The organism is Pseudomonas sp. MWU16-30316 (genome assembly GCF_020515645.1).
In the GTDB taxonomy this organism is placed as follows: domain Bacteria; phylum Pseudomonadota; class Gammaproteobacteria; order Pseudomonadales; family Pseudomonadaceae; genus Aquipseudomonas; species Aquipseudomonas cerasi.
In genome coordinates this window covers 146,190-167,008 of sequence record NZ_JAIZAZ010000003.1, presented here as the reverse complement: position 1 = coordinate 167,008, position 20,819 = coordinate 146,190, and the positions used below count along the sequence as shown (strand labels likewise).

At 60.2% G+C, this 20,819-nt stretch carries 21 protein-coding genes; 9 read left to right on the top strand and 12 right to left on the bottom strand.

Going from position 1 to position 20,819, the window contains the following annotated elements; genetic code table 11:
* Window positions 1–27 precede the first annotated feature (27 nt).
* From prpC to LCH65_RS11810, 3 genes are all read right to left on the bottom strand, one after another.
* Window positions 28–1,155, bottom strand: coding sequence for a 2-methylcitrate synthase (gene prpC / locus LCH65_RS11820; RefSeq protein ID WP_003433049.1), 1,128 nt, complete (start codon window positions 1,153–1,155; stop codon window positions 28–30).
* Window positions 1,156–1,223: 68 nt separating this feature from the next.
* Window positions 1,224–2,117 (bottom strand): methylisocitrate lyase, encoded by an 894-nt coding sequence (gene prpB / locus LCH65_RS11815; protein ID WP_003433051.1) that lies wholly within the window; start codon window positions 2,115–2,117, stop codon window positions 1,224–1,226.
* The gene (locus LCH65_RS11810; protein ID WP_003366836.1) at window positions 2,114–2,833 is read right to left on the bottom strand and encodes a GntR family transcriptional regulator; all 720 of its coding nucleotides are present in this window, start codon (window positions 2,831–2,833) and stop codon (window positions 2,114–2,116) included. The genes prpB and LCH65_RS11810 overlap by 4 nt, the downstream gene beginning before the upstream one ends.
* 297 nt (window positions 2,834–3,130) lie before the next feature.
* Here LCH65_RS11810 and LCH65_RS11805 point away from each other — a divergent pair, with 297 nt between their 5' ends.
* The 4 genes from LCH65_RS11805 (at window position 3,131) to pabB (ending at window position 7,603) form a co-directional block, all read left to right on the top strand.
* Window positions 3,131–3,667 (top strand): ATP-dependent zinc protease, encoded by a 537-nt coding sequence (locus tag LCH65_RS11805; protein ID WP_003366834.1) that lies wholly within the window; start codon window positions 3,131–3,133, stop codon window positions 3,665–3,667.
* 4 nt (window positions 3,668–3,671) lie between these two features.
* A complete protein-coding gene (locus LCH65_RS11800; RefSeq protein WP_003433053.1) occupies window positions 3,672–5,207 on the top strand; it encodes an inactive transglutaminase family protein in 1,536 nt (511 codons plus the stop codon).
* On the top strand, window positions 5,207–6,184 hold the full coding sequence (locus tag LCH65_RS11795) for an alpha-L-glutamate ligase-like protein (RefSeq protein WP_161428781.1): 978 nt from the start codon (window positions 5,207–5,209) through the stop codon (window positions 6,182–6,184). Before LCH65_RS11800 ends, LCH65_RS11795 begins: the two co-directional genes overlap by 1 nt.
* Before the next feature lie 75 nt (window positions 6,185–6,259).
* Window positions 6,260–7,603: an aminodeoxychorismate synthase component I gene (gene pabB, locus LCH65_RS11790; protein ID WP_103735568.1), complete on the top strand. Its 1,344-nt coding sequence runs from the start codon at window positions 6,260–6,262 to the stop codon at window positions 7,601–7,603.
* 43 nt (window positions 7,604–7,646) lie between these two features.
* On the opposite strand, the gene thrH is transcribed toward pabB, so the two are convergent.
* The gene (thrH, locus tag LCH65_RS11785; protein ID WP_054081877.1) at window positions 7,647–8,264 is read right to left on the bottom strand and encodes a bifunctional phosphoserine phosphatase/homoserine phosphotransferase ThrH; all 618 of its coding nucleotides are present in this window, start codon (window positions 8,262–8,264) and stop codon (window positions 7,647–7,649) included.
* Window positions 8,265–8,403: 139 nt separating this feature from the next.
* On the opposite strand from thrH, the gene LCH65_RS11780 reads away from it, so the two are divergent.
* Window positions 8,404–9,138, top strand: coding sequence for a phosphoadenylyl-sulfate reductase (locus tag LCH65_RS11780; RefSeq protein WP_003366821.1), 735 nt, complete (start codon window positions 8,404–8,406; stop codon window positions 9,136–9,138).
* A 78-nt stretch (window positions 9,139–9,216) separates the two neighbouring features.
* On the opposite strand, the gene cysB is transcribed toward LCH65_RS11780, so the two are convergent.
* The 4 genes from cysB to LCH65_RS11760 all read right to left on the bottom strand — a co-directional run bounded on the left by cysB (window position 9,217) and on the right by LCH65_RS11760 (window position 12,808).
* Window positions 9,217–10,191 (bottom strand): HTH-type transcriptional regulator CysB, encoded by a 975-nt coding sequence (gene cysB / locus LCH65_RS11775; RefSeq protein WP_003315705.1) that lies wholly within the window; start codon window positions 10,189–10,191, stop codon window positions 9,217–9,219.
* A gap of 150 nt (window positions 10,192–10,341) precedes the next feature.
* Entirely contained in the window at window positions 10,342–10,836 is a 495-nt protein-coding gene (locus LCH65_RS11770; protein ID WP_003433056.1) for a universal stress protein, read from the bottom strand.
* Window positions 10,837–10,912: 76 nt separating this feature from the next.
* The gene (locus tag LCH65_RS11765; RefSeq protein ID WP_003347087.1) at window positions 10,913–11,833 is read right to left on the bottom strand and encodes a 5'-nucleotidase; all 921 of its coding nucleotides are present in this window, start codon (window positions 11,831–11,833) and stop codon (window positions 10,913–10,915) included.
* Window positions 11,834–11,836: 3 nt separating this feature from the next.
* A complete protein-coding gene (locus tag LCH65_RS11760; RefSeq protein ID WP_226439490.1) occupies window positions 11,837–12,808 on the bottom strand; it encodes a putative 2-dehydropantoate 2-reductase in 972 nt (323 codons plus the stop codon).
* 233 nt (window positions 12,809–13,041) lie between these two features.
* Between LCH65_RS11760 and LCH65_RS11755 the strand changes: the two genes are divergently transcribed.
* Window positions 13,042–14,118: a 3-deoxy-7-phosphoheptulonate synthase gene (locus LCH65_RS11755; RefSeq protein ID WP_003366814.1), complete on the top strand. Its 1,077-nt coding sequence runs from the start codon at window positions 13,042–13,044 to the stop codon at window positions 14,116–14,118.
* An 86-nt stretch (window positions 14,119–14,204) separates the two neighbouring features.
* Here the strand turns inward: LCH65_RS11755 and LCH65_RS11750 are convergent, their stop codons facing one another.
* Window positions 14,205–14,492: a GNAT family N-acetyltransferase gene (locus LCH65_RS11750; protein WP_003315710.1), complete on the bottom strand. Its 288-nt coding sequence runs from the start codon at window positions 14,490–14,492 to the stop codon at window positions 14,205–14,207.
* Between the two features lie 461 nt (window positions 14,493–14,953).
* Between LCH65_RS11750 and oprI the strand changes: the two genes are divergently transcribed.
* Entirely contained in the window at window positions 14,954–15,205 is a 252-nt protein-coding gene (gene oprI / locus LCH65_RS11745) for an outer membrane lipoprotei OprI (RefSeq protein ID WP_002553018.1), read from the top strand.
* Between the two features lie 185 nt (window positions 15,206–15,390).
* On the opposite strand, the gene LCH65_RS11740 is transcribed toward oprI, so the two are convergent.
* The 3 genes from LCH65_RS11740 to LCH65_RS11730 all read right to left on the bottom strand — a co-directional run bounded on the left by LCH65_RS11740 (window position 15,391) and on the right by LCH65_RS11730 (window position 17,412).
* On the bottom strand, window positions 15,391–16,356 hold the full coding sequence (locus LCH65_RS11740) for a L,D-transpeptidase family protein (RefSeq protein WP_003433060.1): 966 nt from the start codon (window positions 16,354–16,356) through the stop codon (window positions 15,391–15,393).
* A gap of 112 nt (window positions 16,357–16,468) precedes the next feature.
* Window positions 16,469–16,750: a hypothetical protein gene (locus LCH65_RS11735; protein ID WP_003315714.1), complete on the bottom strand. Its 282-nt coding sequence runs from the start codon at window positions 16,748–16,750 to the stop codon at window positions 16,469–16,471.
* Window positions 16,751–16,806: 56 nt separating this feature from the next.
* A complete protein-coding gene (locus LCH65_RS11730; protein ID WP_054081879.1) occupies window positions 16,807–17,412 on the bottom strand; it encodes an arylesterase in 606 nt (201 codons plus the stop codon).
* Window positions 17,413–17,422: 10 nt separating this feature from the next.
* Between LCH65_RS11730 and LCH65_RS11725 the strand changes: the two genes are divergently transcribed.
* Both LCH65_RS11725 and LCH65_RS11720 read left to right on the top strand, forming a co-directional pair.
* Window positions 17,423–18,106, top strand: a complete 684-nt coding sequence (locus LCH65_RS11725; RefSeq protein WP_003366807.1) for an ABC transporter ATP-binding protein — start codon at window positions 17,423–17,425, stop codon at window positions 18,104–18,106.
* The gene (locus tag LCH65_RS11720; protein WP_226439489.1) at window positions 18,106–20,622 is read left to right on the top strand and encodes an ABC transporter permease; all 2,517 of its coding nucleotides are present in this window, start codon (window positions 18,106–18,108) and stop codon (window positions 20,620–20,622) included. The genes LCH65_RS11725 and LCH65_RS11720 overlap by 1 nt, the downstream gene beginning before the upstream one ends.
* Window positions 20,623–20,819 lie beyond the last annotated feature (197 nt).

The window sequence follows — 20,819 nt, the reverse complement described above, 5'->3', positions numbered from 1 at the left end:
CTCGTCGGCGGCTCCCCTGCCCCCTTTTCAGCGCTGTTCCAAGGGTACGAACGCGCGCTGTTCGACGCCGATGTACTCGGCGCTCGGGCGAATGATGCGGTTATTGGCACGCTGTTCGAAAACGTGAGCGGCCCAGCCGGTCAGGCGTGAGCAGACGAAGATCGGGGTGAACAGCTTGGTCGGGATGCCCATGAAGTGATACGCCGACGCATGGTAGAAGTCGGCGTTGGGGAACAGTTTCTTCTGCTCCCACATGACCTTGTCGATGGCCTCGGAAACCGGGAACAGCACCGTATCGCCCACTTCGTCAGCGAGTTTCTTCGACCAGCCCTTGATCACCTCGTTGCGCGGGTCGGACTCCTTGTAGATCGCATGGCCAAAGCCCATGATCTTTTCCTTGCGTTCCAGCATGCCCAGCGTGCCTTTGGTGGCCTCTTCAGCCGAGGCGAAGCGCTGAATCATTTCCATTGCAGCCTCGTTGGCACCACCGTGCAGCGGGCCGCGCAAGGTGCCGATGGCGGCTGTGACGCAGGAATACAGGTCCGACAGCGTCGACGCGCAGACGCGGGCGGTGAAGGTCGAGGCATTGAATTCGTGCTCGGCGTACAGAATCAGCGAGACGTCCATGACCTTGCGGTGCAGCTCACTGGGCGCCTTGTCGAGCAACAGGTGCAGAAAATGCCCGCCGATGGAGTCTTCTGCGGAGGTGCAGTCGATACGCTTGCCGTCATGACTGAAGCGATACCAGTAGCACATGATCGCCGGGAACGCTGCGAGCAGACGGTCGGTTGAGTCGCGCTGCTGATCGAAGCTGCGCTCCGGCTCCAGGGTGCCGAGCATGGAGGCACCCGTGCGCATGACATCCATCGGGTGAGTGTCGGCGGGTATGCGTTCCAGCACTTCCTTCAAGGCCTGCGGCAGGTCGCGCAGGCCCTTGAGTTTGTCCATATAGGCAGACAATTCGGCTTTATCAGGCAGTTCGCCGTACAGCAGCAGATAGGCAACTTCTTCAAAGCGAGCTTCGGCGGCCAGATCGCGCACATCATAGCCGCGATAGGTCAGCCCGGCACCGGCCATGCCCACCGTGGACAACGCCGTCTGCCCGGCCACCTGCCCGCGTAGTCCGGCACCACTCAATACTTTTGCTTCAGCCATGGTTTTCTCCAATTTTGTTTTTGTGTGACTGGACGCGGAGCGCGGGGACGAGTGTCAGCCTGCCCCTTTCAGCCCTTCTTCTGCGCAAACAGCGCATCCAGCTTCTGCTCGAATGTGTGGTAATCGATCGCGTCATACAGCTCCATGCGCGTCTGCATACTGTCGATCACGTTTTTCTGGCTGCCGTCACGGCGGATCGCGCCGTAGACATTTTCCGCAGCCTTGTTCATCGCACGGAATGCGGAAAGCGGGTACAGCACCAGCGACACGTCCGCCTCGCGCAGCTCATCGACCGTAAACAACGGCGTGGCGCCAAACTCGGTGATGTTGGCGAGGATCGGCACACCTGCACGGTTGGCGAATTGCTTGTACATTGCCAGTTCGGTGATGGCCTCGGGGAACACCATATCCGCGCCGGCTTCAATACAGGCAGCGGCACGCTCCAGCGCCGACTCCAGCCCTTCAACCGCCAACGCATCGGTACGCGCCATGATCACGAAGCTGTCGTCAGTCCGGGCATCCACGGCAGCCTTGATCCGGTCGACCATTTCCTGCTGAGAGACAATTTCCTTGTTGGGACGATGCCCGCAACGCTTGGCACCCACCTGATCCTCAATGTGAATCGCCGCCGCTCCGGCCTTGATCATCGAGCGCACGGTACGCGCCACATTGAAAGCCGAAGAACCGAAACCGGTGTCGACATCCACCAGCAACGGCAGGTCGCAAACGTCGGTGATACGCCGCACATCGATCAGCACGTCTTCAAGACCGGTGATTCCCAGGTCCGGAATGCCCAGTGATCCCGCCGCGACTCCGCCGCCAGATAGATAAATGGCCTTGAACCCGGCACGTTTGGCGAGCAGTGCGTGGTTGGCATTGATCGCGCCGACCACTTGCAGCGGCTGTTCGCTGGCGACTGCGTCGCGGAAACGCTGGCCGGGAGTGCTGTTGTTATGACTCATTGTTTACCTCGGTCGGAAGTCGTCTGGGAAGCCGCCTGATAATGGCGCTCGATGTTACGTCTGGACGCGCCGATATGGCGGCGCATCAACAATTCGGCCAGCTCACCGTCGCGGTCGGCGATGGCGTCGAGAATGCGGTGATGTTCGGCAAAGGCCTGGCGAGGCCGGTTGGGCGTGGTGGAATACTGAATGCGGTACATGCGCACCAACTGGTACAGCTCGCCACAGAGCATCTGGCTGAGGGTGCGATTGCCGCTGCCCTGGATGATGCGATAGTGAAAGTCGAAATCGCCCTCTTGCTGGTAATAGCCGATACCTGCCTGAAAGGCGGCATCGCGCTCATGGGTATCCAGAACGCCGCGCAGCTCGTCGATTTCGGCCTGGGTCATGCGTTCGGCGGCCAGACGACAGGCCATACCCTCCAGTGACTCGCGAATTTCATAGAGTTCGATCAGTTCGGCATGACTGAGCGACACCACCCGGGCGCCCACATGCGGCACACGAACCACCAGTCGCTGCCCTTCGAGCCGGTGAATCGCTTCGCGCAGCGGCCCGCGACTGATGCCATAGGTGCGAGCCAGTTCCGGCTCGGAAATCTTGCTGCCGGGGGCAATCTCGCCTTTCACGATAGCCGATTGAATGCGTCGGAAAACGTTCTCGGAGAGGGTTTCCGAGTCGTCGGCAACCGTCATTGTTTTTTCGACCACATTCAGCATTGTCGACACCTCATGGCTATATGCGCTCAAATCTAGTCATATTTAGTCAATCCGTCAAAGCCAAACCCAGCATTGTCGACAATCAGTCAAAGCGGGTGAACTCTGCTCGACAACGCAACCTGAACAGCTACACAGGTTGATCACTGGCAGCCGCAGGGCTTCATGCTAGAATGCGTCGCGTCCGTACAGCGCGCTCCGCAGCGGAGCCAGCGACTGCGAACCGCCTGCCCTACCATCATCAGGTCAATTCCATTTGCGCCCTGACCCTGAAGTTGTTCGCTCATCGCGCCAGGATTTATGAGACTGACTACCCTCCCCACACTGCTCAGCCTTCTGTTTTTGCCCGGCCTGACCCTGGCCGCCAACAAGACAGTCTATGGCCTCAACGAATACGCCCGGCTGATCGAAATCGATATCGAGATCGCCGCCAAGCTCGACACCGGTGCCAAGACCGCCTCGCTGAGCGCCCGCGACATCAAACATTTCAAGCGCGATGGCGAAAGCTGGGTGCGTTTCTATCTGGCCAGCGACAGCAAGCATGTACACCCCATCGAACGCCCCCTGGCGCGGGTCAGCAAGATCAAGCGGCGTGCCGACGATCTCGACCCGGATGACGACAATCGCTATTCGTCACGCCCGGTGATCAGCCTCGATATCTGCATGGGTGAATCTTTACGCACCATAGAAGTGAACTTGACTGACCGAAGTGCTTTCCAATACCCGCTTTTGATCGGCTCCGAAGCCTTGAAACGCTTTGATGCGCTGGTCGATCCAAGTCTTAAATATGCGGCAGGGAAGCCCGGCTGCGCTTCCGTCGCTCAAAACGCAGAGTAAATCCATGCGCTCTCTTACACTCCATCTGAAGATCCTGATCACTGCCCTGGTGACCCTCGGCATCGCGATCACGGCCTATCAGATTCTGGCGCTGGGCATACCCGTCAGCGAAGACGAAACCGATGACCTGTGGAATATCGACGCCAAAGTCGAATTCGTCGCCAATCCCAAGGATTCGGTGAAGGTACAGATGTTCGTGCCGCCGCTGGCCCACGACTACATCAGCCTCAATGAAAGCTTCATCTCGAACAATTACGGCGTCAGCGTCAACCGCGCCGACGGCAACCGCAAGGTCACCTGGTCGGCCCGTCGCGCCACCGGCAACCAGACCCTCTACTACCGACTGGTGCTGACCAAGCGTTACAGCGGTGAAAAACCCAAGGTCAAAGGGCCTATCTTTCGCGACAGCATGACCGTCGAAGGCCCGGAAAAGATCGCCGCCGAAGCACTGCTGGCGCCCATTCGTCAGCATTCGGCGGACGTGGAGACCTTCATCACCGAGGCCATCAAGCGCGTCAACAACCTGAATGACGATAACGTCAAACTGCTGCTGGCCGGTGATAACTCGGCGTCCAACAAGGCTCGGGTCACCGAACTGCTGCTGTCGATCGCCCACGTACCGCTGGAAAAAGCCCACACCATTCGCCTGGATGCCGAGCAGCAGACGCCGGAACTCTGGCTGCGCAGCTTCAACGGCAAGGAATGGCTGTACTTCAATCCCGACACCGGTGAAGCCGGCCTGCCGGATGACCGCCTGCTCTGGTGGACCGGCGAGGAAGGCCTGGTCAGCGTCGAAGGCGGCAAGAAGGTGCAAGTCACGTTCAGCCTCAACAACAGTGAAATGAACGCGATGCGGCTCGCCAAACTGACCGACGCCAGCACCGATTCGGACTTCCTGGCCTATTCGCTGTACGGCTTGCCGCTGCAAACCCAGCAGACCTTCATGATCATGGTCATGATCCCGATTGGCGTGCTGGTCATCCTGATCCTGCGCAACCTGATTGGCCTGCAGACACTGGGCACCTTCACCCCCGTGCTGATTGCGCTGGCATTCCGTGAAACGCAACTGGGCTTCGGCATTGCACTGTTTACCGTGATCACGGCGCTGGGCCTGTCCCTGCGCTCGTATCTGGAGCACCTGAAACTGCAAATGCTGCCGCGCCTGTCGGTGGTACTGACCTTCGTCGTGGTGCTGATCGCGGCCATCAGCCTGTTCAGCCACAAGCTCGGGCTGGAGCGCGGCCTGTCGGTTGCGCTGTTCCCGATGGTGATTCTGACCATGACCATCGAGCGCCTGTCGATCACCTGGGAAGAGCGTGGTGGCAGCCATGCCATGAAGGTCGCCATCGGTACGCTGTTCGCCGCGTCGCTGGCGCACCTGATCATGAGCGTGCCGGAACTGACCTATTTCGTCTTCACCTTCCCCGCAGTGCTGCTGATACTGGTCGGCTTCATGCTGGCAATGGGCAGATACCGTGGCTACCGGCTGACAGAACTGATGCGCTTCAAGGCATTCCTGAAAGAGGAAAAGGCCAAGTGATCGGCTGGTGGAAGACCTGGAAGGCGCTCGAAGCGCGCGGCATCATGGGCATCAATCGACGTAACGCCGACTATGTGCTCAAGTACAACAAGCGCAGCCTCTATCCGATCGTCGATGACAAGATCATCACCAAGGAGCGGGCCATCGCCGCAGGCATTCATGTGCCGGAGATGTACGGCGTGATTTCCACGGAAAAGGAAATCGACAGGCTCGACGAGATCATCGGCGCGCACCGCGACTTCGTGATCAAACCTGCACAGGGCGCAGGCGGTGATGGCATTCTGGTGATCGCCGACCGTTTCGAGGAACGCTTTCGCACCGTCTCGGGACGCATCATCAGCCACTCGGAAATCGAGCATCAGGTGTCCAGCATTCTCACTGGCCTGTATTCCCTGGGCGGTCACCGCGACCGGGCGCTGATCGAGTACCGGGTCGTACCGGACCCGATCTTCAAAAGCATCAGTTACGAAGGCGTACCGGACATCCGCATCATCGTGCTGATGGGTTATCCGGTGATGGCCATGCTGCGCTTGCCTACCCGTCAATCAGGCGGCAAGGCTAACCTCCACCAAGGCGCCATTGGCGTAGGTGTGGACCTGGCCACCGGTGTCACCCTGCAAGGCACGTGGCTGAACAACATCATCAGCAAGCACCCGGACACCACCCACTCGGTGGATGGCGTTCAACTGCCCAACTGGGATGGCTTCATGAAGCTTGCCGCCGAGTGCTACGAGTTATGCGGTCTGGGCTATATCGGCGTCGACATGGTGCTGGACCAGGACAAAGGCCCGTTGATTCTGGAGCTCAACGCCCGTCCCGGTCTGAATATTCAGATCGCCAACGACAGTGGCCTGACCCATCGTACTCAGGCCGTCGAGGCGCGTCTGGAGCAACTGGCTCTTGAAGGACGCCACGAATCGGCGCAGGAGCGGGTCAGCTTTGTCCAGGACCTGTTCGGCCACGTGCCCGGGGCCTGAACCGACATACCGCTAGGACTGCCGCACCGGCAAGGCTACAATCGCCAGCCGCGTTTCCAAGACCGATATTCGACGATGCCGATCTGCTCGATACACCCCCTGCCCTACAGCGCCGACCCGATCGCGTTCTTTGCGCGAATCCGCGAAGCGCCGGGTGCGGTGCTGCTCGACAGCGGCAGGCCAGCAGCCGTTCGGGGCCGACATGACCTGCTCAGCGCATGGCCGCTGCAGGAACTGAGCGTAACCGATGACGAGGACGGGGCTGCCTATCTCCAGCGCTTGCGCGACAGTCTCGAGGCGCTCGGCACAGCACAGCTGCCTGACGGATGCGAACTGCCCTTCGCTGGCGGCCTGATCGGTTATCTGAGCTATGAATTCGGTCGACGCCTGGAGCCTTTGCCGGATCAGGCCATTGACGACCTGCAACTGCCCGAGGCCCGTCTGGGGCTCTACGCCTGGGCGCTGATCAGTGATCATCAGGAGCAGACCAGCCAGCTGATTTTTCACCCGTCCCTGGCCACACGCGAGCGCAAACGGCTGATTGAGCTGTTCTCTGTCGATGTCCCTGAGCCGCACGCGGAGTTCCGCCTCAGCCAGCCGTTTCAAGCCAGCATCAGCGCGGATCACTATCGCCAGGCTTTCCAACGAATTCAGGCCTACATTCAGGCTGGTGACTGCTATCAGGTGAACTTCGCACAACGCTTTCAGGCGCAGTGCGCTGGTGACCCGTGGGCCGCTTATTGTGCACTGCGAGCGGCTTGCCCGACGCCGTTCGCCGGCTACCTGAGCCTGCCGGGAGCCGATGCGATTCTGAGTCTTTCGCCGGAGCGCTTCGTGCGGGTCAGCGCCCGGCAGGTCGAAACCCGCCCGATCAAAGGCACTCGCCCCCGTAGCGCGGACCCCTCGCAGGATGCCGCCTTCGCCGCCGAACTGCTGGCCAGCAAGAAGGATCGCGCAGAAAACCTGATGATCGTCGATTTACTGCGTAACGACCTGGGCCGCAGTTGCCGCATCGGCTCGGTGAAAGTCCCCGAGCTGTTCAGCCTCGAAAGCTACCCCAATGTGCACCATCTGGTGAGCAGCGTGACCGGCGAGCTGGCCGCTGGCAACGATGCACTGGACCTGATCGGCGGCAGCTTCCCCGGCGGCTCGATCACGGGTGCGCCGAAAATCCGCGCCATGCAGATCATCGACGAGCTGGAGCCGACCCGTCGCAGCCTGTATTGCGGCTCGCTGATGTACCTGGACGTGCGCGGCGAGATGGACAGTTCGATCGCTATCCGCAGCCTGCTGGTCAAGGACGGACAGATTTCCTGCTGGGGTGGTGGCGGCATCGTCGCCGATTCCGACTGCGACGCCGAGTATCAGGAAACTTTCACCAAGGTTCGTGTGCTACTGGAGACGCTTGAGGCGCTCTGAGATCCGGCTTCTGTGGGAACGAAGCGCCGGGAGTTCGCCCCGCCTAAAGCATCAGATCCCGATTCGAGGCCTTGATGAATTCTTTTTTCAGGTCATCGAACGTGTGCACCGCCGGAAACTGCGGGAATTCGCGGATCACGTTATTGGGAGCGTGGAACAGGATACCGGCGTCGGCCTCGCCCAGCATGGTCGTGTCGTTGTACGAATCACCGGCAGCAATGACCCGGTAATACAGGCTCTTGAAGGCCAGCACCGACTGACGCTTGGGGTCTTTCTGGCGTAACTGGTAACTGACCACCCGATCGGTCTCGTCAGTGATCAGACGATGACACAGCAGGGTCGGAAAACCCAGTTGACGCATCAGTGGCTGAGAGAACTCATAGAAAGTGTCCGAGAGAATCACCACCTGAAACCGCTCACGCAGCCAGTCGACAAACTCCACGGCGCCCTCCAGCGGCTTGAGGGTGCCGATCACTGCCTGAATGTCCGCCAGTTTCAGACCTTGCTCATCAAGAATGCGCAGGCGCTGCGTCATCAGCACGTCGTAATCGGGAATGTCCCGCGTGGTGGCACGCAGCGATTCGATACCGGTTTTTTCGGCAAAGGCGATCCAGATTTCCGGGACCAGTACCCCTTCGAGGTCCAGACAGGCAATTTCCACAACACACTCCTCAGACCATTCACGCTCGACGCAAGCAGCACTCTAGCCGCTGGCAACGGCCACTGAACAGCGGATTTTGTTACCATTGCCGCCATCACGAGCGCTTAAGCGCCACTCTTGCATTTTAGGAAGCCGCCTGATGAGCCAACCTTTCGACGTCGCTGAACTGGCGACGACCTATGCGAACAAGTCTGCACAAGACATTCTGAAGCTGGCCTTCGAACACTTTGGCGACGACCTGTGGATCTCGTTCAGCGGTGCCGAGGACGTGGTTCTGGTCGACATGGCCTGGAAGCTGAACAAGAACGTCAAGGTCTTCAGCCTGGACACCGGGCGCCTGCACGCGGAAACCTATCGTTTCATCGAACAGGTCCGCGAGCACTACAAGATCGAGATCGAGATCGTTTCGCCCGACCACAGCAAACTTGAACCTTTCGTCAAGGAAAAGGGCCTGTTCAGCTTTTACCGGGATGGTCACGGCGAATGCTGCGGCATCCGCAAGATCGAGCCGCTGCGTCGCAAACTGTCTGGCGTCAGCGCCTGGGCAACCGGCCAGCGCCGTGATCAGAGCCCCGGCACCCGCAGTGCCGTTGCTGCAGTGGAAGTCGACAGCGCATTTTCGACGCCCGAGCGCACGCTGTACAAATTCAACCCGTTGGCACAGATGAGCAGCGAGGAAATCTGGGGCTACATCCGCATGCTGGAGCTGCCCTATAACAGCCTGCACGAGCGCGGCTTCATCAGCATCGGCTGCGAACCCTGCACCCGCCCGGTACTGCCGAACCAGCACGAGCGCGAAGGTCGCTGGTGGTGGGAGGAAGCCACGCAGAAGGAATGCGGGCTGCATGCGGGCAACCTGATAGCGCGCAACTGACGCAGCCAGAGGCACGCCTCGACCTGCAAGCTACAAGTCAACGCGCGTCCGGCGCTGACTTGCAGCTTGCCGCTGCTCCTAGTGCACCGGCAACTCGACGTTGGCAAACAGCTCTTCCATTTCCTGCTTGTTATGGCACTGAATCGCCTTGGCCATGACTTCGCGGGTCAGGTGCGGTGCGAATTTCTCGATGAAATCGCACATGAAACCACGCAGGAAGGTGCCGCGACGGAAAGCGATTTTTGTCACGCTAGACTCGAACAGGTCACTGGCATCGAGCACCACCAGGTCGCTGTCCACTGCCTCGTCTATCGCCATTCTTGCCACGATGCCCACGCCCAGATTCAGCCTGACGTAGGTCTTGATCACGTCGGCATCCGCCGCCGTAAACACGACCTTGGGCACCAGCCCGCGATGGCTGAACGCCTCATCCAGCTTGGAACGGCCGGTAAAGCCGAAGACGTAAGTCACGATCGGGTATTCGGCGAGCAATTCCAGCGTCAGCTTCGGTGCCTTGGTCAACGGGTGCCCCTGCGGCACGACAATGCAACGGTTCCAGCGATAGCACGGCATCATCACCAGATCGCTGAACTGCTCGAGGGCCTCGGTGGCGATGGCAAAATCAACCGTCCCGTCAGCCGCCATTTCAGCGATCTGCATCGGTGAGCCCTGATGCATGTGCAGCGCGACATCTGGGTATTGCTTGATGAAGTTGCTGATTACCGGCGGCAAGGCATAACGCGCCTGGGTGTGAGTGGTGGCGATCGACAGCGTGCCCTTCTTCTCGTTGGAGAACTCCTGGGCAATCTGCTTGATGCTCTCGACCTTGCGCAGGATCTCGCCCGCTGTGGTGATGATGCGCTCGCCTGCCGGTGTCACACGCGTCAGGTGCTTGCCACTGCGGGCGAAAACCTCGACGCCCAGCTCGTCTTCAAGCAGGCGGATCTGCTTGCTGATACCGGGCTGGGAGGTGTAAAGGCTCTGGGCCGTCGCGGAAACGTTGAGGTCGTGGTGCGCCACTTCCCAAATGTAGCGCAGTTGTTGGAGCTTCATATGTATCCCTCAAAGCAGATAAACCCTATGGGTATCGGCGACGGTATATAACTGGATTAATGGTGAGACGAATAATTCTAGAACTTTTTATCACCTTTGTAAGGTGATCGCACGCTCGATTTCATTAAAACCACCAATTGGACCTTCCCTCTACCCCCGCCCCTTTTTCAACATCATCGGAACCATGTAGACCGGCACGTCGGAAAACTGCAGGACCCTGGCAGCCGTGCGGCCTATAGAGGTGCCCTCTTCCATCCTGCGGCTGTGACTGCCGACCACCAGCAAATCCACATTCAGCCTGTGCGCCTGTTCGAGAATCACGCTGGCAGGCTCGCCCTGAACGACACGCACCGTACGAATCAGGGAAAGGTCCGAGTGCCCTTCGCCCAGTTCTTCACGAAACCCGTCGAGCATTCGTTGCTCTATTCCACTCAGAAACGCATTCACACCCTTGCCGCGAAGCTCTTTCAACGCTTCCTCGCCCAGGTAACTCTGCAGCACCGACTCGGCGAACAGGCCCAAAGGCTCGACGACATGGATAACGTACAGCTCGGCGTTGAACGTTCGAGCCAGCGCCAGCGCGTGCTGCGTTACATAAGGCGCGTACAGACCGAGGTCTGCGGCATACAGCATCGAACGGACCATACAACCTCCCATACAACCGGAATGGCGGAGATTGACTCAGCGTAGCAGCGCATCCTCGGCTGCGACGGCGGACTTCTCAGCCCCCGTCGGCAAGTGGCACTATTTCGTTGCTGATGCCGTGCGGAACGTGCCCCGTCGCCACCACATCACGCGCCTTCTCGCAATGGCCGGGCTGATCGTCGAAAAACACATCGGCGGCGAACGCTTCAAGAAAGGCCGACTTTTGCAAGCCACCGAGAAACAGCGACTCGTCCAGACGAATGTCCCATTCGCGCAAGGTGCGGATCACGCGCTCATGGGCAGGTGCCGAGCGAGCCGTGACCAGCGCGGTGCGAATCGGGCAGCTCGCGTCGGGAAACTCGCGCTGCAGTTGATTGAGTGCGGCGAGAAACGGCTTGAAGGGACCGCCGCGCAACGGCTCGCGAGCCCACTCACGCTCGCTGGCCTGAAAGGCCGCCAGCCCGCCGCTCTGGTACACCCGCTCTGATTCGTCGGAAAACAACACGGCGTCGCCATCGAAGGCAATCCGCAGCTCAGCGCTGGCTGCACGCCGTGCGCCACCCGAAAGGATGGTCGCGGCCGCAAACCCCGCATCCAGGGCGCTGCGCACATCCTCGGCATGCGTGGAGAGAAACAGGTGGCAGCCAAACGCTGCGAGATACGGGTAAGGACTGCGTCCGCCGGCAAAGGCGGCGCGGCTGATGTCGAGGCCATAATGCTGAATCGAGTTGAAGACCCGCAGGCCGGTATCGGCACTGTTGCGTGACACCAGCACCACTTCGACGCGCGCCTTTTGCAGACTGGCATTGAGGCTCAGGAGTTTTTCGACCAGCGGGAACGCATCGCCCTGCGCGAGAATTTCATCCTCATGCTCGATCTGATACTTGCGGTAGGCCTCGACCCCATCGGCCATGTACACCTCATGACTGTCGCGCAGATCGAACAGCGCGCGCGATGAAATCGCCAGTACCAGCTTGTGGTCTTCAGCTTCTGTCATGAATCACTCCTTGCTTGCCGGGTGGTTGCTCCGATCGATGAACGCCAGTGCCTGATAAAGCGCCCGCACGCGAGGCATGTCAAACCCGGCGGCAAGCGCCGCTGCAAGGGGCCGGGCATAAATGGCGTCCAGCTCCAGCGGGCGTCTTTCGGCCAGGTCGTGGTACATGCTGGGCCTGTAATCCGGCATGCTTTCGGTCACTGTAAACAGATGCTGCGCGAAACCCGGCGGCAAAGTCTGCCCACAGGCCTCGGCGCCCTGCACGACCTCGTCCATCAGCGCCCGGATCAAGGCCTGGCTGTCCGGATCGGCCATCAATCGCCCGGTACTGGTCTGCAACAAGGCCGACAGCCCGTTGTAGGGCACATTCCAGACCAGCTTCTGCCAGCGGGCCTGCTGCAGATTGGCCATGACCGGGGCGTCGATGCCGGCCGTGTTGAACAGAGCCGCACAGGCTTCGACGACCGCCATGCGGCTCGCCTCATCGGCTGCCGGGCCGCTGTGATAGCCGATGCTGACCGCGCCGAAAGCTTCATGGGCAACGACGCCGGGCGCAACCCGGTTGACGCAGACGAAACACAGCCCGCCGAGTATATGCAGGCTGTCGGGCAGGACATTACGCAGTTGGTCTTCGACAGCCAGACCGTTCTGCAACAGCAGCACGCTGGCGTTCGGCGCAGCCGCCTGGCGAATGATCGGACCGAGCGCGGCATTGCCGGTGCTCTTGGTGCCAACCAGCAGCCAGTCACAAGGCGGCATTTCAGCCGCCGAGCGATACGCCTGAACGGGCTTGAGGGACAATTCGCCATGCACGGCGCTTTTGACCTGCAAACCTTCGCGCGCCACCGTGTCAAACTCGCTGCGCAGCAGAAAATGCACATCGTATCCGGCACGCGCCAGCATCAGTCCGTAAAAGCCACCGATGGCACCCGTACCTATGATGCCGACGCGCGGACGACCGGAATCAACACTCATGACCTCTCCCTTGACTGTCTCGCTATTTGCGGCCGTACACTATCCGTCGCAGCGGATTGTCTTGCAATAAGGCAGCGCATCTTGGCCAAAGACCTGGCCGATACCTCGTTTACTTATTGTCGAACAACGCGATAACGCGCTAAGGTTCGGCTCCCCGCTGCGCTCAAACCTGCTGGGCACCGCCGCACGGGGGACCGTTGGCGGCCAGTACCCGCGACCTGATGAGTAACACGATGGCTGATTTACCGATTGACGACCTCAACGTTGCCTCCAACGAGACTCTGATCACTCCGGATCAGCTCAAGCGCGACATCCCCCTGACCGATGCTGCCCTGCAGACCGTCAGCCAGGGTCGCGAAGTGATTCGCAACATTCTCGATGGCCATGATCACCGCCTGTTCATTGTGATCGGCCCGTGCTCGATCCACGACCTGAAGGCAGCCAAGGAGTACGCCGAGCGTCTCAAGGCACTGGCGGCGGAAGTATCCGACACGCTGTATCTGGTGATGCGCGTCTACTTCGAGAAGCCACGCACCACGGTAGGCTGGAAAGGTCTGATCAACGACCCGTACCTGGATGACTCGTTCAAGATCCAGGACGGCCTGCACATCGGTCGCCAGCTACTGCTGGATCTGGCCGAAATGGGGCTGCCCACCGCCACCGAAGCCCTGGACCCGATCTCTCCGCAGTATCTGCAGGACCTGATCAGTTGGTCGGCCATCGGCGCGCGCACCACAGAATCCCAGACTCACCGTGAGATGGCTTCGGGCCTGTCCTCGGCAGTCGGCTTCAAGAACGGCACCGACGGCGGCCTGACGGTTGCCATCAACGCCTTGCAATCGGTGTCGAGCCCGCATCGTTTCCTGGGTATCAACCAGGAAGGCGGCGTGTCGATCGTGACCACCAAAGGCAATGCCTACGGTCATGTGGTGCTGCGCGGCGGCAACGGCAAGCCCAACTATGACTCGGTCAGCGTCGCGCTCTGCGAACAGGCCCTGAACAAGTCCGGCATTCGTCCGAACATCATGGTCGACTGCAGCCATGCCAACTCCAACAAGGACCCGGCCCTGCAACCGCTGGTGATGGAAAACGTCGCCAACCAGATCCTGGAAGGCAACGAATCGATCATTGGCCTGATGGTCGAGAGCCATTTGAACTGGGGATGCCAGGCGATTCCCAAGGACCTGTCGGAATTGCAGTACGGCGTGTCCATTACCGATGCCTGCATCGATTGGGAAAGCACCGAAAAGACCCTGCGCAGCATGCATGCGAAACTCAGGGATGTGCTGCCAGCTCGCAAGCGCAAGTGATTGCCTGGCCGACTGCACCGCTATAACGAAAACGCCGAGCAAATGCTCGGCGTTTTTTTATGCTTGCTGTCGGTAGCTATAGGTCGTCAGAGCTTGGCCGCCTGCGACTGCAGATCATGCAACTCCATATAACGCTCTACATAAGAGCAGGACGGTATGACGGAATAGCCCATGCTGTCGGCATAATCGAGCGCCTCCTTGGTCAGCGCCGCGGCAATTCCGCGACCTCGCAAGGCGTCCGGCACAAAGGTCCGATAGAAATCCAGGGTCTGCTTGCCGAGATCCATGTAGGTCAGATAAGCACGGTGGCCGTCGATAATGATTTCGAAATGGTGGCCGACTTCGTCATGGTGGATGGACAACGCCTCGCTCATCGCTACTCCTCGCGGGTCTTGGAATTTGACCCCTACCTTACCGGTCTTTTTCAGGCGAAGGAACATCTACGCCACCCAGTGCCTGTTTTCGACACCGGTAGAGCACTGCCGATCTCGACGGACATCACATTGAGATAGTAGGCGCCATTAGCGACTATGCTCAAGCGCGGTCGATGTAAAAACACCTTTAAATGTTCGCGTGCCGACCGACAGTCGATCAGGCCAGGGCTGATGAGAACTGTCGGGAACGCTTCAGCACGGCATGGGTCCCGTTAAAGTGGATAGTTTTTGTACAGAACGCTTGAGAAGTAACGCGGAACGCTTTCAAAGCGAGGAATTTTAGCAGCTTCTTGCGCCGGGTCCGTTTACTTACTACAAACAATGGGTACTATGTACGCCGGTCGTTTTCTCATTTTCGAGAGATGACTAATTTGAAAAAAAATTCCTTGAAGGTGAACACGATGAACAACGTTCTGAAATTCTCTGCTCTGGCTCTGGCCGCAGTTCTGGCTACCGGTTGCAGCAGCGTATCCAAAGAAACCGAAGCTCGTCTGACAGCTACCGAAGACGCAGCAGCTCGTTCGCAAGCACGTGCCGACGAAGCCTACCGCAAGGCTGACGAAGCTCTGGCTGCTGCTCAAAAAGCTCAGCAAACTGCTGACGAAGCCAACGAGCGCGCTCTGCGCATGTTGGACAAAGCCAGCCGCAAGTAATAATCCCCCGGGGTTATTGAAAGCCGACCCGGCAACGGGTCGGCTTTTTTTTGCCTGTTGTCTGGCTGAGTGATTGCCTGCAGAAGCCTGAATGACTCCAGGGAGAGGGCTAAGACCCGATGACTTTTCTTTTGACTATCATGCCAACGCTGGGCATTGGCACGAGAGCAACTGCCGGCGACGATTTACTGAAAAATCACCGGTTCTTCAGCACTCGCAGGCGCTTTGCCCGGCTCTGCGATCTCCACCGGTATGCCGTCTTCGGCCGCGACTACATCACGCACCACGTCCCAGTTCATGCGCAGGTTATTGGCCAGGTCGTCACGCTTGAGCAGCGCATTGATCACCGCAGTGTGCTTGTCGACCACCGACGGGTTGCCCAGGTCATCAACCGGCGTGTGCGCTTCCAGGTAAACCTTGCCGCCGCTGATCCCGAACTTGTAAGGCTCGCTGATGATGCGCACCGTCGTACCGACCGGGGCCATGTCGGCCAGTTCCAGCACGTTATTGTTATACATGCGGAAACAACCATGACTGGTGCGCATGCCGATGCCGAACTTCTTGTTCGAGCCGTGGATCAGGTAGCCGGAAAGCCCGAGGCCGAATTTGAACGGCCCCAGCGGGTTGTCCGGACCGGCCGGCACCACGTCTGGCAGCGGATCACCATCGGCCGCATGCTCGGCCTTGATCGAGGCTGGCGGCGTCCAGGTCGGGTTCGGCGTCTTGGCCGTCACCTTGGTCACGCCGATCGGCGACCCCCAGCCTTCACGACCGACACCCAGCGGATAGGTGTGCACGACATTCTGACCCTTGGGGTAGTAATACATGCGGTATTCGGCAAGGTTGATGACAATCCCTTCGCGCGGCCCCGGCGGCAGAATGAAACGGGTCGGCAGCACGATGTCCTTGCCTGCACCCGGCAGCCAGGGATCGACACCAGGGTTGGCGGCGATCATTTCCAGGTAGCCCAGATCATATTGGGTGCCAAGGTCGGCGAAGGTGTCTTCGTATTTGGCCTTGATGACCTGCACCTGCCCCACGATGTCTTCGCCGGGCGGCGGCAACGGAAACTCCAGTGCATGGACAGAGCTCGCCGCGCACAGAGCAGCAAGCGACAGACAGCGGGTAACGGCTGGAATGCGCGACAACATCCGGGAAGATCCTTCGGGTAACGACTAAAGGGATGGAAACAAGAACTGAAGTGTACACCGGCCCTTGCCGGATCGGGGATATCTGCGGTTGCCCTTCGGGCAGTCATGACAGCTAGAGTTCAGGCCAGATCGGATTCATCCCTCTGCGCTGCGCATCCATGATGGCCTTGCACAGGGGACACAGACGCTCATCGCGCATGGCCTGCAGTTCGACGGCGCGCATTTGCGGCTGGGCCGGCAACAACGTGCCACATAATGTACGGTCGATCGAGCCGCCCAGCTCCAATTGGCGAGCGATCAAATGGACGCGCACTTCCTGACAGGCGAACAGATCCAGCTGCTCATCGGGTTCAAGCATTTGATAGGCATACAGGGACCAGGCGGGACGCGGCATGGGGGGCTCCAGATCGGGGGCGCCACATTAGCCGAAAGCCCCCGCCCGGGAAAGCCTCAAAGCAGCGGTTTCAGGCTCGGCCAGACATTTTCCAGCAACTTGCCCTGAGCAGCGGCGGCCGGATGCAGACCATCGGCTTGCATCAGTTCAGGCACCCCGCCTACACCTTCGAGAAAGAATGGCACGAAGGGGACCTTTTTCTCCTTGGCCAGGTTGCTGTAAACCTCTTCAAAGGCCTTGGTGTAGCGTGGCCCGTAGTTGGGCGGGATACGCATGCCCAACAACAGCACTTTGGCACCCGCCGCCTTCGAGCGGTCGATCATCGATGAAAGGTTTTGTTGCAATTGAGCAGGCTGCTGACCGCGCAGGCCATCGTTGCCCCCCAACTCCAGAATAACCAGCTCCGGCTTATGCTCTGCAAGCAGCGCAGGCAAACGCGCCTGGCCGCCTGCACTGGTGTCGCCACTGATCGAGGCATTGACCACCTTGTCGTCGAATCCCTCCTTGCCCAGACGCTGTTCCAGCAGGCTGACCCACCCCACGCGGGTATCCAGCCCGAAAGCCGCACTGATACTATCCCCAACGATCAATACCGTGCCCGCCAACGCGCCCTGTGACAGCAGCAGTAACCCCAGGCCAGCACTTAAAAACAACGCACGCATCGGATTCTCCATGAGTGAAAGTATTCTCAGTGCCCAAAGCCTCAGCAAAGTAGTCCCCAGCACCGAAGGTGACCTGACCATCCTGCACGAACTCTCCCTGGAACTAAACAAGGGCGACACGCTGGCCATCGTCGGAGCCTCCGGTTCGGGCAAATCCACCCTGCTCGGTTTGCTCGCCGGACTGGACCTGCCGAGCGCCGGTTCGGTCATCCTTTCAGGCCGCAATCTCAGCGAGCTGGATGAAGACCAGCGCGCCAGAGTGCGGGCCGAGCACGTCGGGTTCGTGTTTCAGTCGTTCCAGTTGCTCGACAGCCTGAACGCGCTGGAAAACGTCATGCTGCCGATGGAGCTCGAAGGCCGCAAAGACGCCCGCGAAAAAGCCCGCGATCTGCTGCAACGGGTGGGCCTTGGCCAGCGCCTGACCCATACCCCGCGTCAGTTGTCCGGTGGTGAACAGCAACGGGTCGCCATTGCCCGCGCCTTCGCTGCCGACCCCGACGTGCTGTTCGCCGACGAACCCACCGGCAACCTCGACAGCCACACCGGCGAACGTATCAGCGACCTGCTCTTCGAACTGAACAAGGAGCGCAACACCACGCTGGTGCTGGTCACTCACGATGAGCGTCTGGCGCATCGCTGCCGTCGCCTGATCCGTCTTGAAGGGGGCCGACTGGTCGCCCCGCTGGAGCCTTGATGGCACGTTTGCCTTTTGCCCGCCTGCTGAGCCTCGCTGTCCGCCAACTGATGCGCGATGCCCGCGCCGGAGAGTTGCGGGTATTGTTCTTTGCCCTTCTGGTCGCTGTGGCGGCGAGCACCGCCATCGGTTATTTCGGCGCCCGTCTGAACGGCGCGATGTTGCTGCGGGCGACCGAGTTCCTGGGCGCAGATCTGATCCTTGAAGGCTCGAGCCCGGCGCGTGCCGAGCAGGTCGAAGAAGGCAAACGCCTGCAACTCAAGCATGCGCAGATCATGGTCTTTTCCAGCGTGATCGCGACCGACGCGGGCATCCAGCTGTCGAGCATCAAGGCGGTGGACGACGCTTACCCATTGCGCGGCGAACTGAAAAGCGCCGCAGACCTGTACCAGCCGGAACAGGCTGGCAGCGGCCCGCAACCGGGTGAAGCCTGGGTCGAGGCACGCCTGCTTCCTGCGGTCGACCTGAAGGTGGGAGACGACCTCGACGTCGGCTCCAAAACCTTGAAACTGACCCGCATACTGACTTATGAGCCAGACCGGGCAGGCAACTTCTACAGCCTGACCCCGCGCGTGATGATCAACCTGCAGGACCTTGCCGCCACTGGCGTGGTGCAACCGGGCAGCCGGGTCACCTATCGGGAGATGTGGAGCGGCCCGCCGGAAGCACTGGCGGCCTATCGCAAAGCCATCGAGCCGGGTCTTGAGCCGCATCAGGAAATCAAGGACGCCCGCGATGGCAGCCAGCAGATTGGCGGCGCACTGGGCAAGGCCGAACGTTATTTGAATATGGCCAGTCTGGTTGCCGTCTTACTGGCGGGCGTTGCCGTGGCGCTGTCGGCATCCCGATTCGCTGCACGACGCTTTGATGCCAGCGCCCTGCTACGCTGCCTGGGGCTGTCGCGCGGTGAGGCGATGACCCTGTTCAGCCTGCAACTGGCGATCATCGGCTTGCTGGCCAGCCTGAGTGGTGCCTTGCTGGGTTGGCTTGCACAACTCGGGCTGTTCGCGCTGCTGCAAAATCTGCTTCCGGCAACCGTTCCGCCAGGCGGCGTGCTGCCTGCGCTGGCCGGCATGGGCACCGGGCTGGTAGCACTGGCCGGTTTCGCCCTGCCGCCGCTGGCTGCACTGGGTCGCGTGCCGCCGCTGCGTGTTCTGCGCCGCGACATGCTGCCGATCCCCGCCAGCTCCTGGCTCGTGTATGGCGCGGCGCTGCTTGCGCTGGGCCTGATCATGTGGCGTCTGAGCCTGGATCTGGTGCTGACCTTCGCCCTGCTGGGTGGCGGTATCGTCGCCGCGCTGCTGCTCGGCAGTCTGCTGTTACTGGCGCTCAACAGCCTGCGCCGTCTGCTGTCCGGCGCCTCGCTGCCCTGGCGACTGGGCTTGGGGCAACTGCTGCGTTACCCGCTGGCCGCTGCCGGACAATCACTGGCTTTCGGCCTGATCCTGTTGTCGATGGGCTTGATCGCCCTGCTGCGCGGTGAGCTGCTCGACACCTGGCAAAATCAGCTGCCCAAGGATGCACCGAACTATTTCGTGCTCAACGTACTGCCAGCCGATAAAGAAAACTTCGCCCAGACCCTGAGCAAGCTGTCCACTCACGCTGCGCCCCTTTACCCGGTGGTGCCAGGACGCCTGACCAGCATCAATGGTGAACCGGTCAGTAACTTCGTGACCAAGGATTCGCGCGGTGAAAATGCCACGCGTCGCGACCTGAGCCTGACCTGGGCCGCCGAGCTTCCCGAGGGCAATACCCTGACTGCCGGCAGCTGGTGGAAGGCGTTGCCTGACTCCGGGCAACGTGATGCAACGCCCGGTGTCTCGATCGAGGCCAAACTGGCCGACAGCCTGAAAATCAAGCTGGGCGACCGCCTGAGCTTCATTGTCGGCGGACTGACCCGCGAAGCCGTGGTGACCAGCCTCAGGAATGTGAACTGGGATACCTTCCAGCCCAACTTCTTCATGATTTTCCAGCCCGGCACCCTCGCCGACCTGCCGACCACCTACCTGACCAGTTTCTACCTGCCACCCGGCCAGGACAAGCAGATCGTCGAGCTGTCGCGCGCCTACCCGTCCATCAGCATTCTGGGTGTAGAGGCTTTGCTGGCACAGGTACGCAGCATCCTCGATCAGGTCACCCTGGCCGTGCAGTTCGTCCTGCTGTTCGTGCTGGCCGCGGGTATCGCCGTGCTGTTTTCCGGATTGCAGGCCACGCTGGATGAACGCATTCGGCAAGGCGCACTGCTGCGGGCACTGGGCGCAGAGCGAGCACTGCTGATCAAGTCGCGACGCATCGAATTCGGTTTGCTGGGCGCCGCGAGCGGTGTATTGGCGGCACTCGGTTGTGAGCTGGTGAGCTTTGTACTGTACCGCTACGCCTTTTCGCTGGAATGGCAACCGCATCCGTGGCTATTGCTGCTCCCGGTGATCGGTGCCCTGCTGGTCGGCGGTGCCGGTGTATTCGGCACCCGCCGCGCATTGAACGTCAGTCCGCTGACCGTGCTACGCGAGGGTTGAGGCTACTCACCAATCCAGTGGGAGCGAGCTTGCTCGCGAAGAGGCCGGTACAGCCTTCGGAAATAGGGCGTTTGGACCAACGTCTTCGTGAGCAATGCGGATCGCCGCCCCGGTCACTCGCACAGAGATCTGCACCCTGCCTGACGCTACGGTTTTAGCACCACTCTCCGGGCTCATCAGGAGTTGTGTATAGCGAT